The following is a 15,967-nucleotide window of genomic DNA, read 5'->3' on the forward strand; positions in this document are numbered from 1 at the left end:
TCAGTTCATCATCGCCGGACGGTCGTCGTCGGGGTGTGCTGCGGCGACCGTCCGGGTTTCGGATGAAACCTGTTCGGGGGCGGGGATATCGATCATCGGCTCGATGGGAGCGGGCGGTAGTGTGCGCGAACGGATGTGCAGGGCGATGCCCGCCAGGGTGATCAGGTAGATGATCACGTAGACGTTCATCAGCACCTGGGACAGCGGCCACCACGGGGGGAGCAGGAAGGTGCCGACGCTGACCCAGGTGGGGGTATAGGTGTAGTTCCAGGCGGCGATGGCCAGGTAGAGGCCGCCCGCGGCGAGCCACCAGGGTGCGCGGGTCTGGGCGCGGTGGATCAGGTAGACCAGCAGCGGGACGAACCAGACCCAGTGGTGGCCCCAGGAATACGGGGAGATCGCGCAGGCGGTGAGGCCGCCGAGGGTGACCGAGAGCAGGGGTTCGCCGCGCCGGACCAGCACGGCCGAGAGCCACAGGGCCGCCAGTGCGATCGGTATCGCGATCAACAGCCACAACCACACCGGTGCGGGGCCGTGCGTGAGGTGGGCGATGGCGCCGCGCAGGGATTGGTTGGCCGGGTGGACGTCGGGGGCGATGCGGCCGGAATGGAAGAAGGTCGAGGTCCAGTACTGATAGGAGTCCCTCGGCAGTACCAGCGCGGTCAGGCCGATCGACGCGAGGAAGGTGAGGGCGCCGGTCGCGGCTGCGCGCCACCGCCGTTGGGCGAGGTACTGGGCGATGAAGTACAGCGGGGTCAGTTTGATGCCCGCGGCGATGCCGATGCCGATGCCGCGCAACTTGCTGTTCTCGGCGCGGGAGAAGTCCCACAGCACCAGCAGCATCAGCACCAGATTGATCTGCCCGTAGTAGAGCGTGGTGCGCACCGGTTCGGCGAAGGTGCAGGCCAGGGTGAGCAGTGCGCAGACGGCGGCCAACTTGGGGGTGGCCCGGTAGCCGAGCATCCGAAAGCTCTGCAGCGCAACCGCGAACAGCACCAGCAGGTTGAGCACCATCCAGGTCGTGGTGACGTGCGCCCACGGAACCAGCAACAGCGGCAGGAACACCAGGGCCGAGAACGGCGTGTAGGTGTAGAGCAGGCCGTAGTGCGTCGGGTCGATGTAGAGCGCCCGGTCGTGCACCACGCGCCAGCCGCCGTCGCGGTAGATGTGCACGTCGAGACCACCGACGAGAATGCCGCCGCTGTCCATCCATGGATCCATGGTCGTGAACAGCAGTGTCACGCCGAAGACAGCGGTACCGAGTAGCAGAAGAAGCGTCAGGGTCGTGCGCGGCAGTGCCACGCCTCGTGATCTCTCCGCCACGGCCGTGCTACCGGCCGGCCCACATCGTATGCACGACTAAGAACCTACCGCGCCGGGTGAACGGGGTTCGGCGGCGGACCGACTTCGGTAGGAAAACGACATGAAAGCGGGTACGCCTGGCGGCGAACCGTTCTCGGCCGTCCGTGAACGACCGCGCGAGAGGTGCGGGTGCGCGCCCATCAGGCGGCTGGGCGCAACGTCAGCATGGTGTCGGCGCCGTGATGGAACTCATATTCGGTCTTCTGCAGGGCGGTGGTGACGCCTTTGTCGTGGAGTTCGGCGCGCAGGTGATCGATCAGGTCGTCGAGCGGGGCGCCGGTGTAGTCGAGCAACGGGTAGACCCGGGCTTCGGTGGTGGCGACACGGGCCAATTCGAGCAGGGCGGCCAGGTGGAAATCGGCGTCGAGTCGGTCGGCGTAGCTGAACAGCAGGTGCGAGCTCAAGGCCAGATCGAACGCGTCGTCGGGGCAGGGGAGCGAGGGCAGGGAACCGGCCAGGTAGCGGTGGGGCGCGACGCGCACGTCGTCGGCGAAACGGGCGGCGGCGCCGCGGCGGATCGCGGCGTGCTCGGCGGTGGAGCCGTACCAGTCCCAGCGGTAACGGTCGGCGTGGGAGTGCGCCCAGGCCACCGCGCGTTCGGTTTCGGGGGTCGCGCGGGCGGCGAGTTCGAGTGGCGGGGTGGCGTAGATGGGGTCGATCGCGGTGACTTCGGCGCCCAATGCGCTCGCCTCGGCCGCGAAACTGGCTGCGCCACCGGGACAATCGAGGACGCGGCGACCGGAGAGATCATCGTCGGAGAGATGGAACATCGCGCGGTACTCGGCCAAAGATCGTGCGCTGACCAGAAATTCGCCGAGTACCTCGCCATCGGCGTGGTGCATCATCACCACACGTTCTCACGACTTGCGTTCGCACGCTCGCTGATTCACGAGTGTGGTCACCGCGCTTGCAAGACTCGACCTGCGAAGGTCGGGCAGGTCAGGCCGTATCGGTGAGCCGGCGCAGTGCCTTCGCGACCACCTCGGGGTCGCTGGTCTCCCAGTAGGGCGGCAGTGAAGCGCGCAGGTAACTGCCGTAGCGCGCGGTGGCCAGGCGGGAATCGAGGATCGCGACCACGCCGCGGTCGTCGACGCTGCGCAGCAGCCTGCCGGTGCCCTGGGCCAGCAGCAGCGCGGCGTGATTGGCGGCCACGGTCATGAAACCGTTGCCGCCGCGCGACTCCACCGCCCGCTGACGTGCGGTGAGCAGCGGATCGTCGGGTCGGGGGAACGGAATGCGGTCCAGGATAACGAGACTCAGCGACGGACCCGGCACATCCACGCCCTGCCACAGGGTGAGGGTGCCGAACAGTGAGGTGGCCGGGTCGTCGGCGAACTTGCGCACCAGCGCGCCCATCGAATCGTCGCCCTGGCACAGCACCGGGGTGTCGAGCCGTTCGCGCAGCGCCTCGGTGGCGGCCTTGGCGGCGCGCATCGAGGAGAACAGACCGAGCGTGCGACCACCGGCTGCGGTGATGAGCTGTTCGATCTCGTCGAGATAGGCGGGCGAGAGGCCGTCGCGGCCGGGCGCGGGCAGATGCTTGGCGACGTAGAGGATGCCGGACTTGGCGTGGTCGAACGGGGACCCGACATCGAGGGCGTTCCAGCGCACCGATTCCAGGTCGGCGGGTGCGGTGGCGCCGTTGGCCATCGCCGGATCGACCTTGCCGCCCGACTGCGACGGCAGACCCCAGGTGATCGCGAGCCCGTCGAACGAACCACCGATCTGCAGGGTGGCGGAGGTGAGCACGACCGTCGCGGTGCCGAACAGTCTGCTGCGCAGCAGCCCGCCGACCGAGAGCGGAGCCATCCGCAAGGTGCGGCGGGCGACCCCGCGCATCTCGTCGGCCGACAACCAGATCACATCGCGGCGGGCGGCGGGATCGGCCTCCTCGAAGGCGGTGAGGGCGCGGACCGCGGCGTCGTGCACGTCGTCGATGGCGGCCACGGCCATGGTGCGGGCGGCGGCGTTGTCGGGGTCGTCCTGGGTTTTGACGGTGCCCTGCGGTGCGATGGCGGTGCGCGCGTTCCAGGCGGAGTCGCGGACCAGGGCCAGGACCGGGGCGATGCCGTCGGGCATCTGGTCCCAGCGGCCGGGCGGCAGATCCTCCAGTGCCTGGTGGAAGGCCTCCGCGGCCCCCTCCAAGCGGTCTACCTCGCGTTCGTCGATCAGTTTGGTACAGCGGCGCGCGGCGGCGCTGATCGCGGTGGCGGCCAGTTCGGCGGTGGCCACGCCGGTGACGCGGTCGACCAGTTCGTGCGCCTCGTCGATCACCACCACGTCGTGTTCGGGCAGGATCTGGATGCCGCTGATGGCGTCGATGGCCAGCAGCGCGTGGTTGGTCACCACCACGTCGGCCTGGGACGATTCCGTGCGGGCCTTCTCGGCGAAGCAGTCCTGGCCGAACTGGCAGCGGGACTTGCCGAGGCATTCGCGCGAGCCGACGCTCACCTGACGCCAGGCGCGGTCGGTGACGCCGGGGGCGAGTTCGTCGCGGTCGCCGGTTTCGGTGTCGGAGGCCCATTCGTTGAGACGCTGGACCTCGCGGCCGAGGCGGGAGATGGCGAAGGCGTCGAATAGCTCGGCCTCGCCGCCGGTGTCCTCCGGGATCACGCTGTTGATCTTGTTCAGGCAGAGATAGTTGTTGCGGCCCTTGAGGATCGCGAACTTGGGTGCACGGCCCAAGGGCTTGGTCAGTGCCTCGGCCAGGCGCGGCAGGTCGCGGTCGACGAGCTGGCGTTGCAGCGCGATCGTCGCCGTGGAGACCACTACGGTGCGACCGGTGCGGACCGCGTGGCGCAGGCTCGGGATGAGGTAGGCCAGCGATTTACCGGTGCCGGTGCCCGCCTGGACCGCCAGGTGTTCCTTGGTGTCGATCGCGTGATCGACGGCGGTGGCCATGGTGGTCTGCCCGGAGCGTTCCTTGCCGCCGAGGGCGTGCACGGCGGTGACGAGCAGGTCGGCGACGGCAGGAAGTTCGGGCACGCTGGCAGCTTATCCGCACCCTCGGACAGGTTCGCCCGAGCGACGGCGAGCCCGCTCAGGACTCGCGGACGAAGTCGTCGATGTGGTCGCGGACGTAGTCCATGACGCGCTGTTCGAAGTCCTGGGGTTCGTTGATGTCGTATATCTCGTCGGGGTCCTCGGCGCGGTCGCCGGTGGGGCGGCGGATCTGGTCGGGGGTGTCGAGGGTTCGGTGTTCGTCTTCCCAGAATCGGTCGAGGTCGTCGTTGGGGGAGCTGAGGGAGGCGTCGCGGGCGGCGATGATGGCGGCGGCGGCCAGTTGGGGCATGCCCGCCGCTCGCAAACCCCTTGTTGCCCAAGGGAGTTCACTGCGACGGGTTTTCAGGTAGCCCGAGAATCCGGCGTCGAGGACGCTGGTGTGCAGGCTCGACAGTGCCAGCAGATGCGAGAAGGCCGGGGGGAGCTTGCCGAACGCGCCGATGCCGAGGCGCTGGAGATCGTCGGTGGCCGGGTTCGACCAGAAGACGGTGTCGGCGGCGTCGTGGATGCTGTCGGTCTCGGCGAGTGCCTTCGTCAGGGCGGATCGGGTGTGCGCCGGAAATCGATAGTCCATGCGGCAAGTATTCAGGGGCGCAGGCGCACGCCCGCATCGCGGAGGGTGGCCAGGGCGGATTCGGTCGTGTCGGGGGCGACGCCCGCGGTGAGGTCGAGCAGCACGGTGGTGTCGAATCCGGCGTCGGCGGCGTCGACAGCGGTGGCTCGGACGCAGTGGTCGGTGGCGATGCCGACCACGTCGACGGCGTCGACGTCGTGGGCGCGCAGCCAATCCGTGAGGGAGGTGCCGTCCGCCGCCGCGCCTTCGAATCCGGAGTAGGCGGCGGTGTATTCGCCCTTGGAGAAGGTTTCCTGGATGGGCGAGGTGTCGAGAGCCGGGTGGAAGTCGGCGCCGGGGGTGCCCACTCGGCAGTGGGGTGGCCACGAGTCGACATAGTCGGGTTCGGTGGAGAAGTGGGGGCCGGGATCGATGTGCCAGTCGCGGGTAGCTACGACCGCGTCGTAGTTCTCACGCGCGACGAAGGCGGTGATCGCGGCCGCTACTGCCGCACCACCCGCTACCGCGAGCGAACCGCCCTCGCAGAAGTCGTTCTGTACATCCACGATTATCAGGCCGCGTGCCATGTTTTCCTCCACCTTGTCGACGCGCACCATTCTCCGCTGCGGACGGAGCGGCGGCCACTGTGTCCGAAAGGCCGGTGCTCAGCCCAGGAATGTCGTCGGCACGGCGGGTTCGCCCGCGGAGAGTTTCAGTCCTTCCCACGGCAGACTCACCAATCCGCGCGCGACCAGGTCGCGACTTTGCGCCAGGGTGGCGACGCCGTCGACGACCTCGCCGTCGCGAACCAGCGGAATCTGCAACTCCCGCACCTGAAAACCGTTGGTAGCCGGTGCCTCTCCACCTTCGGGATAGACGATCTCCTCGACGATCGTGCCGGTGGCACGGGCCAACCGCACGGCCTTCTTGGTCCCGCCGCGCGACTGCTTGTGGCTCGACCGTTTGGCGACCGGGATGCCGTCGACTTCGACCAGCTTGTAGACCATGCCCGCGGTCGGCGCGCCCGAACCGGTGACCACCGAGGTGCCGACGCCGTACACGTCGACCGGCTCGGCCCGCAGTGCCGCGATCGCGTACTCGTCGAGATCACCGGACACCACGATGCGCGTGCCGGTGGCGCCGAGTTCGTCGAGCTGGTCACGGACCTGTCTGGCCAACACGCCGAGGTCGCCGGAGTCGATGCGCACCCCGCCCAGTTCGGGACCGGCCACCTCGATGGCCGTGGCGACGCCCCTGGTGATGTCGAAGGTGTCGACCAACAGGGTGGTGCCGATGCCGAGGGTGTCGATCTGGCTGCGGAACGCCGCTGCCTCGTGTTCACCGTCGGCGCCGCTGTGCAGCAGGGTGAACGCGTGGGCGCTGGTGCCCGCGCCGGGCACACCGAAGCTGCGCACGGCCTCGAGATTGGAGGTGGCGTCGAATCCGGCCAGGTAGGCGGCGCGTGAGCTCGACGGCGCGGCGAGCTCGTGGGTGCGTCGCGATCCCATCTCGATCATCCGCCGACCGGCCGCGGCGCTCACCATGCGCGCGGCCGACGAGGCGATCGCGCTGTCGTGATTGAAGATCGACAGCGCGAGGGTCTCGAGCAGGACGCACTCGGCGAAACTGCCGCGCACGGTCAGGATCGGCGAACCGGGGAAGTACAGCTCACCCTCGGCGTAGCCGTCGATAGCGCCGGTGAAGCGATATTCCCGCAACCAGTCGACGGTGGCGGGGTCGAGGAACTTCGCGACCACCTCGAGCTCGTCGTCGCCGAAATGGAAATGGGTCAGCGCGTCGAGCAGGCGGCCGGTACCGGCGACGACGCCGTAGCGGCGCCCGTGCGGCAACCGCCGGGCGAACACCTCGAAGGTGCACTGTCGACGGGCCGAACCGTCGGCCAGCGCCGCGGCCAGCATGGTCAGCTCGTACTGGTCGGTCAGCAGCGCGGTGCTGGCGAACTCGTCACGGATCTGCACACCAGAAACTCTAGTCACCGCGGGTGTTGTTTCCTGCGGGCCTCGTCGTACCCTGGTTTTCATGGCCGTGTGCAATACCGTTCGGGCCGGCGCCGTCACCGACGCTGTGAACGCCGCACTGCCGGCACCGCAGGCGACGCCGGAGACTACGGAATACACCGAGATCCTGGAGGCCGAGGACAGGCCCTGGGTCACCGTCGTCTGGGACGATCCGGTGAACCTCATGCATTACGTCACCTACATCTTCCAGAAGCTGTTCGGCTACAGCAAAGCCAAGGCGACCGAGTTGATGATGCAGGTGCACAACGAGGGCAAGGCGGTGGTGTCCTCGGGTTCGCGCGACAAGATGGAGCAGGACGTGCGTCGATTGCACGCCGCGGGGCTCTGGGCAACCATGCAGCGCGACTGACGACCTGAGTAACCTGGGCCCTGTGCGTAAGTGGAGCAGGAAGAACTCACTGAGTGGCCTCAAGCTTCGATCCGAAATGGACGAGCACGAGGCCACCGTCCTTCGCTCCCTGATCGGCGCGGTGTCCGGACTGCTCAGCGACCGCGCCGCCGACGCCCCCGAGGACGAACTCGCCGCACTCACCGGCCTGCGTACCGGCAACTCCACCCCGCCCGAGGATCCGCAGCTGCTGCGCCTGCTGCCCGATTTCCACCGCGCCGAACCCGGTTCCCCCGATGCCAAGCGCGCCGATCTCAACAGTGCGCTGCGCAGCCTGCACGAGCCGGAGATCATCGACGCGAAACTCGCCGCGGGCCGGACTGTGCTCGACAGTTGCCCGGAAACAGGCGGCAAGATCGTGCTCACGCCCGAGCAGGCCGACGCGTGGCTGGCCGCGCTCACCGACGTCCGCCTCGCGCTGGGCACCCTGCTCGACATCGACGACGACACGCCCGACCATTTCGATCCGGAAGATCCGCGCGCCCCGCATCTGGACGTCTACCACTGGCTGACCTGGATGCAGGACTCACTGCTCCAGGCGCTGGCTCCCTGACCCCTGTCGTGGGTCGCGCCGTCTGACCGAGGTGCGAACGGCCGGATTCGCTGATCAGACAAGGACGAGACACATGCGCAGCAGCTCCGGGGCCCGCAACTCGATCACTGATGTCGCCGGGGTGCTGGTCGGGCATCACCGAGCGCTCGATGACGAAGTCACCCTCGGCACCGGCGCCGCGACAGGCTGCACGGTGGTACGGGTCCCCGGCGGCGCGACGGCCTCGGTCGACGTACGCGGCGGCGGACCCGGCACCAGGGAAACCGACCTGCTCGACCCGGCCAACACAGTCCGCCGGCTCAACGCCGTGCTCCTCACCGGGGGTAGCGCCTACGGCCTCGCCGCCGCGGACGGGGTGATGCGCTGGTCGGAGGAACACCGCGAGGGCATTCCGATGGACCCGGCCGACCCGAGTCGGGTGGTGCCGATCGTGCCCGGCGCGGTGATCTTCGATCTCCCGGTCGGTGACTGGGGCATCCGGCCCGACGCCGATTTCGGATATCGCGCGGCCGCGGCGGCGTCGACCGAGTTCGCCAGGGGCACCGCGGGTGCGGGCGTGGGTGCGCGGGCGGGCGCGATCAAGGGCGGAATCGGTTCGGCGAGTGTGGTTCTCGCGGACGGCCCGGGGGCCGGGGTGACCGTCGGCGCGGTGATCGTGGCCAATCCCGTCGGGTCGGTCGTCGATCCGCGCACCGGGTTGCCGTGGGGCGTCGGCACCGACGGACCCGACTTCTTCGGGTTGCGGCACGCGACACCGGACGAGCTCGCCGCACTCGCCGCGCTACCCGCGAAGAGCATGGTTCTCAACACGACGATCGGCGTGATCGCCACCGATGCCGCCCTCGACCCGGCCGGGTGTCGACGGATGGCCGCCACCGGGCACGACGGACTCGCCCGGGCGATCCGACCCGTGCATTCCCCGCTCGACGGCGACACGCTGTTCGCGCTGTCCACCGGCGGGATCGAGGTCGCCCCGCTCGCGCTGCCGCCCGCTTTTCCCGCTGACCTGCTGCTGCTCGACCAGTTGTGTACGGCCGCGGCGGTGGTCGTCGAGCGCGCCGTCGTCGACGCGGTGCTCGCCGCGACCTCGATCGCCGGAATCCCCGCTTACTACGACCTGTTCCCGCGCTGATCGGCGCGTCGTCGCCCGCTTTCGGTCGGTGAGGGCCGACCTGCGGCTCGGACCACCTGCTGACCAGCCCTTCGTCGACGTTCCGCGCCTGCGGTGACGGCCCGTCCGGGACCGGAGTGCGTGCCCCGCGGAATACCCGAATAGGGTGAGTCGTTGTCGAGGAAGGTGCTCGACAGCACGCATGCAGGATGTGGAAAGGGTCGACAAGTGCTGGTGATCAGGGCCGATCTCGTTGACGCGATGGTGGCGCACGCCCGCGCCGACCACCCCGACGAGGCCTGCGGCATCATCGCCGGTCCCGAGGGCAGTGACCGGCCCGAACGCTTCGTCGAGATGGTCAACGCCGAACGCTCGCCCACCTTCTACCGGTTCGATTCCGGGGAACAACTGCGCGTGTGGCGCGCGATGGACGACGCCGACGAGGTGCCGGTCGTCATCTACCACTCACACACCGCCACCGAGGCTTACCCGAGCCGCACCGACATCTCCTACGCCGCCGAACCGGACGCGCACTATGTGCTCGTCTCCACGCGCGATCCGCAGTCCCACGAACTGCGCAGCTACCGCATCGTCGACGGCGAGGTCACCGAAGAACCGGTGCGCATCGTCGAGTCCTACTGAACCCATCCGAGAAGAAGTCACCACCCCGAGGAGTCCCCATGCCGGTAACCGTGTCCATTCCGACCATCATGCGCGGTATCACCGGAGGTGAGAAGCGCGTACAGGGCGAGGGCTCGACGCTGTCGGCGCTCATCTCCGACCTCGACGCCAATCACCCCGGCCTGGCCGAGAAGCTGCTGTCGGACGGCAAGCTGAACCGCTACGTCAACATCTACGTCGACGACGAGGACGTGCGCTTCTCGGGTGGTCTGGAAGCCGAGGTGCCCGCGGGCGCGTCGGTGACCATCCTGCCCGCCGTGGCCGGCGGCGCCTGACACCGTGGCCCGCTACGAATCCCTGATCGCGACGCTCGGCAACACCCCGCTCGTCGGATTGCAGAAACTGTCGCCCCGATGGGACGGCGACGATCATGTGCGGCTGTGGGCCAAGCTGGAGGACCGCAACCCCACGGGCTCGATCAAGGACCGGCCCGCGCTGCGGATGATCGAACAGGCCGAGGCCGACGGGCTGCTCACCCCCGGGTGCACGATTCTGGAGCCCACCAGCGGCAACACCGGGATCTCGCTGGCCATGGCGGCCAAGCTCAAGGGTTACCGGATCGTCTGTGTGATGCCGGAGAACACCTCGGTGGAGCGGCGGCAGCTGCTGACGATGTTCGGCGCCGAGATCATCGACTCGCCCGCGGCGGGTGGGTCCAATCAAGCCGTGGCGATGGCCAAGCAGATCGCGGCGCGGAATCCGGACTGGGTGATGCTGTACCAGTACGGCAACCCCGCCAACGCGCTCGCGCACTACGAGAACACCGGGCCGGAATTGCTGGCCGATCTGCCGGAGATCACGCATTTCGTCGCGGGGCTCGGTACCACCGGAACCCTGATGGGCACCGGCCGGTTTCTGCGTGAGCAGGTGCCCGATATCGAGATCGTGGCCGCGGAACCCCGGTACGGCGAGCTGGTCTACGGCCTACGCAATATCGACGAGGGATTCATTCCGGAGCTCTACGACGAGAAGGTGCTGACCACCCGTTTCTCGGTGGGGCCCTACGACGCGGTGAAGCGGACTCGGGAACTGGTCGGCGAGGAGGGAATCTTCGCCGGGATCTCCACCGGGGCGATTCTGCACGCCGCGCTCGGCATCGCGAAGAAGGCGCAGAAGGCGGGCAAACGGGCCGATATCGCGTTCGTGGTCGCCGATGGCGGATGGAAGTATTTGTCTACCGGGGCATACGACGGCACGCTGGACGAAGCCGAGGAGAAGCTGGACGGGCAACTCTGGGCCTGACCGGATGCCGGGCGGCTTCGGTACGCTCTGGTCAACGGGCTGTTCGGCAGTCCCTTGCCGGAGTGGAGGCGATGTCGGTGAGCGGTGGGGTGGGTGCCTCGTTCGATAACGTGAGTCCGAGCGTCGGCGCGTCGCGAGGCGGGTCGTGGATTCGGGCCGCGGTGGTGATCCTGGGCTTCGTGGGGTCGCTGTATGTGATCGAGGGCGTCGACATGGTGCTCTCCTACGATTCGCCCCCCGGCTCGCCCGGCGAACTGGACTCGGCGGGGATCGAACCGCGTGAGGTGGCCGGGCTCGACGGCATTCTCTGGGCTCCGCTGTTGCACGGCGGCTGGGACCACCTGTTCGCCAACACGCTGCCGTTGCTGGTGCTCGGGTTCCTCGTGTTGCTCTCCGGGGTCGGGCGGGGGATCGCCGCCACGGCGATCATCTGGGTGATCGCGGGCGTCGGCACCTGGCTCACCGGTTCGACGGGGAGTGTGCACGTCGGAGCGTCGTCGATCGTGTTCGGTTGGCTGACGTATCTGATCTGTCGCGGGTGGTTCGCCCGCAATGTGGGCCAGATCGTGGTGGGGCTGGTGATCCTGGTGTTCTACGGCTCGATGCTGTGGGGCGTGCTGCCGAGCGACCCTCGAATTTCTTGGCAGGGACATCTTTTCGGGGCGGTGGGTGGAGTGCTCGCGGGCTGGGTACTCTCGTCAGATGAACGTCGACGCCGCCGTGGAGCATCGGTCGGCCGCGCAGCACCAACGCGGTAGCCGGGGATCCGGTCTGGAAATTGGGGGGATCCTGCATTGAGTACCAGCACGTCGTGGCAGCATGGGGGCATGCGCCTTACCGTCCTCGGGTGCTCGGGCAGCGTGTCCGGCCCGGATTCTCCAGCGTCGGGCTACCTGCTGACGGGCCCTGATATGCGGCCGACAGTCATCGACTTCGGCCCGGGGATCTTCGGCGCGCTGCAGAAGCACATGAACCCCGCCGATGTCGACATCTTCCTCACCCACCTGCACGCGGATCATTGCTTGGATCTGCCCGCACTGCTGGTGTGGCGTCGCTACCATCCGAATCCGCCGACCGGTAAGGCCCTGGTCCGCGGGCCGTCCGATGCGCCGTTGCGGATCGGAAACGCGTCCGCCGAGATCGGGGGCGAGACCGACGACTGGTCCGACGTGATCGACTCGCAGGCCTGGGTCGAGAACACGCCGATTCCGTTCGGTCCCGGTCACACGGTGGAAGCCCGGCGGATGTTCCACCCGCCGGAGTCCTACGGGCTGCGGATCACCGCCGCCGACGGTCGGGTCTTCGTCTACACCGGCGACACGGCGATGTGCGATGCCGTCGTCGAGCTGGCGCAGGGCGCCGACGTGCTGTTGGCCGAGGCGTCGTGGACCCACGATCCGGCGAATCGTCCGGCGGGGATTCACCTTTCGGGAACCGAGGCGGGCGAGATCGCGACCCGCGCCGGGGCGAAGGAACTGTTGCTGACTCACATTCCGCCGTGGACTTCGCGTGAGGATGTGATCGCGGAGGCCAAGGCGGCGTTCTCGGGTCCGGTGCACGCGGTATCGCCGGGGGAGACGTTCGACCTGTAGGTCCAGGCCTGAGACGCGGTCATGGCGGACCTGGGGTGGTAGGTGGCGAGGTACGGGTTAGTCTGTCCAGCGTGTCTAGACGAGCTGATGGTAGGGCGGATGACGAACTCCGCGACGTGAAGATCACTCGGGGTTTCACCACGCACCCGGCGGGTTCGGTGCTGGTGGAATTCGGGCAGACGCGGGTGATGTGTACCGCGAGCGTCACCGAGGGGGTGCCGCCGTGGCGCCGGGATTCGGGCTTGGGCTGGCTGACCGCGGAATACGCGATGCTGCCCGCCGCCACGCACACCCGCAGTGGTCGGGAGTCGGTGAAGGGCAAGGTCGGCGGTCGGACGCAGGAGATCAGCAGGCTGATCGGGCGTTCGCTGCGGGCCTGCATCGACCTGGCCGCGCTCGGCGAGAACACGATCGCGCTCGACTGCGATGTACTGCAGGCCGACGGTGGCACCCGCACCGCCGCGATCACCGGCGCCTATGTGGCGCTCTCCGACGCGGTGACCTACCTGGCCGCCGCGGGCAAACTGGCTGACCCGCAGCCGATCTCGTGCATGATCGCCGCGGTCAGCGTGGGTGTGGTCGATGGGCGCGTTCGCCTCGACCTGCCCTACGAGGAAGACTCGCGCGCCGAGGTCGACATGAACGTGGTGGCCACCGACACCGGAACTCTGGTCGAGATCCAGGGCACCGGCGAGGGCGCGACGTTCCCGCGGTCGACCCTGGACAAGATGCTCGACTCGGCCTTCCTCGGCGCCGAGCAACTGTTCGCGATCCAGAAGGCGGCGCTGGCGCTGCCGTACCCGGGCGCCCTGCCCGAGCTGTCCGCGAAGAAGTAGTCGTGGCTGCGCGCGTGCTGGTTGCCAGCCGAAATGCCAAGAAGCTGAAAGAGCTCCGCCGAATTCTCGATGAAGCAGGCGTGGCCGGAATCGAATTGGTGAGCATGAACGAGGTGCCGCCCTACGAGGAGGCGCCCGAAACCGGCGCCACCTTCGAGGAGAACGCGATCGCGAAGGCGCGTGACGGTGCCGTCGCCACCGGATTGCCTTGTGTGGCAGACGATTCCGGTATCGAAGTGGACGCGCTGAACGGGATGCCCGGCGTGCTGTCGGCCCGTTGGGCGGGCGGACACGGTGACGATGCCGCGAACAACGCGCTGCTGCTCGCCCAACTCGGCGACGTCCCCGACGACCGCCGCGGTGGCCGCTTCGTCTCCACCTGCGCACTGGTCCTGCCCGACGGCACGACCACGGTGGTGCGCGGCGAATGGCCGGGAACCATCGCCCGCGAACCCCACGGCGACGGCGGTTTCGGCTACGACCCGCTGTTCCTCCCCGAGGGCGGCACCGGCAGCGCCGCCGAACTCACCCCCGCCGAGAAGGACGCGGTCTCCCACCGCGGCCGCGCCCTGACCCAGCTCCTCCCCGCCCTGGCCGCCCTGGCCTGAGCTCGGCGAGCTGACCGTACAACGACAGCGCCGCCGCTCCGGATCACCGGGGCGGCGGCGCTGTCGTCGAGGTCAGAGGCTGTACTGCTGCTTGATCTCCTTGGCGTTGCGGTGCTCGACGAAGAAGGACAGCAGGGGGATGGTGCCCGCGATGAGGGTGCCGACGGTGCGCCCGATGGGCCAGCGGACCTTCACGGCGAGGTCGGCGGTGACCAACAGGTAGGCGAAGTACACCCAGCCGTGCACGACCGCGATCCAGCTGGGGGTGTCGGCGCCGAAGCCGTACTTGGCGATCACCTCGACGGTGAGCAGCAGCAGCCACAGACCGGTGACCCAGGCCAGGACGCGGTAGCGCAGCAGGGCCGAGGCGATCTTGGCGGTGGGGGCGCTGCCCGCGGGGGCGGCGGAGTCGGTGTCCAGCGACGGTGCGGTGGTGTTGTTGTCGGTCACCCGGCATTCCTCTCGAGGGAGTGCAAGCCGGCGGTGCGGACCTGCGCATCGATGTCGTTGGCGTGCAGTTGCGCCAGGTACTGGTTGTAGACGGCCGTTTCCGGGTCGTCGGCCGGGGCGGCGGTGGGGCGTTCAGGCAGGATGCCCGCGGGGATCTCGCGCGGCGCCTCGGCTTTGCCCGGACGCGGCGGCGTCGGCTCGCCGGCCTCGCGTTCCAGTCGCACGAACCGCACGTAGGCGAACACCGCGAAACCGGCGAACAGCGGCCACTGCAGCGCGTAGCCGAGATTCTGGCCGGTCCCCGACGACGATTCGTACCGCTCCCACTGCCACCAGGCCAGCGCCAGACAGCCCAGCGCGGCGATACACACCAGCGCGATCAGAGCCGGACGATTGTGCGCCGGGCGAGGAGGTGGAACGGACACGCGCTCCACGGTACCCGCCTACTACAGGCTGCGTAGGAGCAGGTCGCGGTGCTCACCGCGCGGTCCTGGCGTGGAAGGTCTGCCGATAGGCGGTCGGGGAGACGCCGATGGCGGTGGCCAGGTGTTGACGCAGCGAGGCCGCGGTGCCGAGGCCCGCGTCGGCGGCGACGCGGTCGATGGGAAGGTCGGTGGCTTCGAGGAGGTGGCGGGCGTGGCCGACGCGTTGCTGGGTGAGCCATTGGCCGGGTGGCAGGCCGGTCTCCTCGCGGAAGCGGCGGCAGAAGGTGCGCACGCTCATCCGGGCGTGGGCGGCCAGTTCGGTGAGCGGGAGCGGGCGGTCGAGGTGGGTCATGGCCCAGGCGCGAGTGGCCGCCGTCGTCGCGGTGGTCGGCTCGGGGATCGGGCGGTCGATGAACTGGGCCTGGCCGCCGTCGCGCCACGGCGGCACGATGCACAGGCGGGCGACCCGATTGGCGACCGCGCTGCCGTGGTCACGGCGCAAAAGGTGCAGGCAGGCGTCGATGCCCGCGGCACTGCCCGCCGCGGTGAGGATGCGGCCTTCGTCGACGAACAACACATCGGCGTCCATCTCCACCCGCGGGAACAGGGTGCGGAACCGGTCTGCCTGCTTCCAGTGCGTGGTCGCGGGGCGGCCGTCGAGTAGGCCCAGAGCAGCCAGGACGAAGGCCGCGGTGCAGATCGAAACGATGCGAGTATCCGGCCGCAGGCGTCCCAGCGCAGCGGCCAGGCCGGCGGGCATCCACTCCGCCTTCGGTGCGCCGCACGCGGAGAACGGCGGAATCACCACGGTGTCGGCCTCGTCGAGCGCACTGCTGTCGAACTCGACGGCGATCGTGAAATCGGCATTCGTCGACACCGGCGCCCCGTCGAGGCTGCAGGTGCGCACGTCGTAGAGCGCTGCGCCGTCGGGATCTTCCGCGGTGCCGAAGATCCGGGCCGGGATCCCCAATTCGAACGGATAGACCCCGTTCAGTGCCAGAACCACCACGCGATGCATGGCAAGATTCTTTCACATATTGGCTTTCTTGCCACTCGTCGCCGTCTCGCCGACCCGGCATCGTGGTTCTCACACAGCCGGTTCCCGACGAAACGGCTTGCGAGAC

General features: G+C 68.7%; 19 protein-coding genes. 10 read left to right on the top strand and 9 right to left on the bottom strand.

Annotated features, from left to right (window positions below):
* From QX204_RS03965 to QX204_RS03990, 6 genes are all read right to left on the bottom strand, one after another.
* Positions 1-1,302 carry a glycosyltransferase 87 family protein gene (locus QX204_RS03965; RefSeq protein ID WP_301905214.1) on the bottom strand — a complete coding sequence of 434 codons (1,302 nt, stop codon included), beginning with the start codon at positions 1,300-1,302 and terminating at the stop codon, positions 1-3.
* Between the two features lie 200 nt (positions 1,303-1,502).
* Positions 1,503-2,207: a malonyl-ACP O-methyltransferase BioC gene (locus tag QX204_RS03970; RefSeq protein ID WP_301905215.1), complete on the bottom strand. Its 705-nt coding sequence runs from the start codon at positions 2,205-2,207 to the stop codon at positions 1,503-1,505.
* A 94-nt stretch (positions 2,208-2,301) separates the two neighbouring features.
* On the bottom strand, positions 2,302-4,347 hold the full coding sequence (locus QX204_RS03975) for an ATP-dependent DNA helicase (protein WP_301905216.1): 2,046 nt from the start codon (positions 4,345-4,347) through the stop codon (positions 2,302-2,304).
* 55 nt (positions 4,348-4,402) lie between these two features.
* Positions 4,403-4,939, bottom strand: a complete 537-nt coding sequence (locus tag QX204_RS03980; protein WP_301905217.1) for a DMP19 family protein — start codon at positions 4,937-4,939, stop codon at positions 4,403-4,405.
* A gap of 11 nt (positions 4,940-4,950) precedes the next feature.
* Positions 4,951-5,505: an isochorismatase family protein gene (locus QX204_RS03985; RefSeq protein ID WP_301905218.1), complete on the bottom strand. Its 555-nt coding sequence runs from the start codon at positions 5,503-5,505 to the stop codon at positions 4,951-4,953.
* Positions 5,506-5,583: 78 nt separating this feature from the next.
* A complete protein-coding gene (locus QX204_RS03990) occupies positions 5,584-6,837 on the bottom strand; it encodes a nicotinate phosphoribosyltransferase (protein ID WP_301907902.1) in 1,254 nt (417 codons plus the stop codon).
* A 121-nt stretch (positions 6,838-6,958) separates the two neighbouring features.
* On the opposite strand from QX204_RS03990, the gene clpS reads away from it, so the two are divergent.
* The 10 genes from clpS to rdgB all read left to right on the top strand — a co-directional run bounded on the left by clpS (position 6,959) and on the right by rdgB (position 13,968).
* Positions 6,959-7,306: an ATP-dependent Clp protease adapter ClpS gene (clpS, locus tag QX204_RS03995; protein WP_056817816.1), complete on the top strand. Its 348-nt coding sequence runs from the start codon at positions 6,959-6,961 to the stop codon at positions 7,304-7,306.
* A gap of 22 nt (positions 7,307-7,328) precedes the next feature.
* Positions 7,329-7,898, top strand: coding sequence for an oxidative stress transcriptional regulator AosR (locus tag QX204_RS04000; RefSeq protein ID WP_301905219.1), 570 nt, complete (start codon positions 7,329-7,331; stop codon positions 7,896-7,898).
* Between the two features lie 73 nt (positions 7,899-7,971).
* On the top strand, positions 7,972-9,030 hold the full coding sequence (locus QX204_RS04005) for a P1 family peptidase (protein ID WP_301905220.1): 1,059 nt from the start codon (positions 7,972-7,974) through the stop codon (positions 9,028-9,030).
* Positions 9,031-9,237: 207 nt separating this feature from the next.
* Positions 9,238-9,651 carry a M67 family metallopeptidase gene (locus QX204_RS04010; RefSeq protein ID WP_056817810.1) on the top strand — a complete coding sequence of 138 codons (414 nt, stop codon included), beginning with the start codon at positions 9,238-9,240 and terminating at the stop codon, positions 9,649-9,651.
* A gap of 38 nt (positions 9,652-9,689) precedes the next feature.
* Positions 9,690-9,965 (top strand): MoaD/ThiS family protein, encoded by a 276-nt coding sequence (locus tag QX204_RS04015; RefSeq protein WP_062991799.1) that lies wholly within the window; start codon positions 9,690-9,692, stop codon positions 9,963-9,965.
* A 4-nt stretch (positions 9,966-9,969) separates the two neighbouring features.
* Complete coding sequence (locus QX204_RS04020) at positions 9,970-10,932, top strand: cysteine synthase (protein ID WP_301905221.1); 963 nt, start codon at positions 9,970-9,972, stop codon at positions 10,930-10,932.
* A gap of 71 nt (positions 10,933-11,003) precedes the next feature.
* Positions 11,004-11,690 carry a rhomboid family intramembrane serine protease gene (locus tag QX204_RS04025; protein ID WP_301905222.1) on the top strand — a complete coding sequence of 229 codons (687 nt, stop codon included), beginning with the start codon at positions 11,004-11,006 and terminating at the stop codon, positions 11,688-11,690.
* 69 nt (positions 11,691-11,759) lie between these two features.
* Positions 11,760-12,524 carry a cyclic nucleotide-degrading phosphodiesterase gene (locus QX204_RS04030; protein ID WP_056817804.1) on the top strand — a complete coding sequence of 255 codons (765 nt, stop codon included), beginning with the start codon at positions 11,760-11,762 and terminating at the stop codon, positions 12,522-12,524.
* 71 nt (positions 12,525-12,595) lie between these two features.
* Positions 12,596-13,360, top strand: coding sequence for a ribonuclease PH (gene rph, locus QX204_RS04035; RefSeq protein ID WP_301905223.1), 765 nt, complete (start codon positions 12,596-12,598; stop codon positions 13,358-13,360).
* Between the two features lie 2 nt (positions 13,361-13,362).
* The gene (rdgB, locus tag QX204_RS04040) at positions 13,363-13,968 is read left to right on the top strand and encodes an RdgB/HAM1 family non-canonical purine NTP pyrophosphatase (protein WP_301905224.1); all 606 of its coding nucleotides are present in this window, start codon (positions 13,363-13,365) and stop codon (positions 13,966-13,968) included.
* 72 nt (positions 13,969-14,040) lie between these two features.
* On the opposite strand, the gene QX204_RS04045 is transcribed toward rdgB, so the two are convergent.
* From QX204_RS04045 to QX204_RS04055, 3 genes are read right to left on the bottom strand one after another with little or no spacing between them, the layout of a single operon-like run.
* A complete protein-coding gene (locus QX204_RS04045; protein ID WP_194830084.1) occupies positions 14,041-14,388 on the bottom strand; it encodes a DUF3817 domain-containing protein in 348 nt (115 codons plus the stop codon).
* Between the two features lie 26 nt (positions 14,389-14,414).
* Entirely contained in the window at positions 14,415-14,852 is a 438-nt protein-coding gene (locus QX204_RS04050) for a transcriptional regulator (protein ID WP_301905225.1), read from the bottom strand.
* A 43-nt stretch (positions 14,853-14,895) separates the two neighbouring features.
* Entirely contained in the window at positions 14,896-15,861 is a 966-nt protein-coding gene (locus tag QX204_RS04055) for a GlxA family transcriptional regulator (protein WP_301905226.1), read from the bottom strand.
* Between the last annotated feature and the right edge of the window lie 106 nt (positions 15,862-15,967).

Source organism: Nocardia sp. PE-7, assembly GCF_030486425.1.
In the GTDB taxonomy this organism is placed as follows: Bacteria; Actinomycetota; Actinomycetes; order Mycobacteriales; family Mycobacteriaceae; genus Nocardia; species Nocardia salmonicida_A.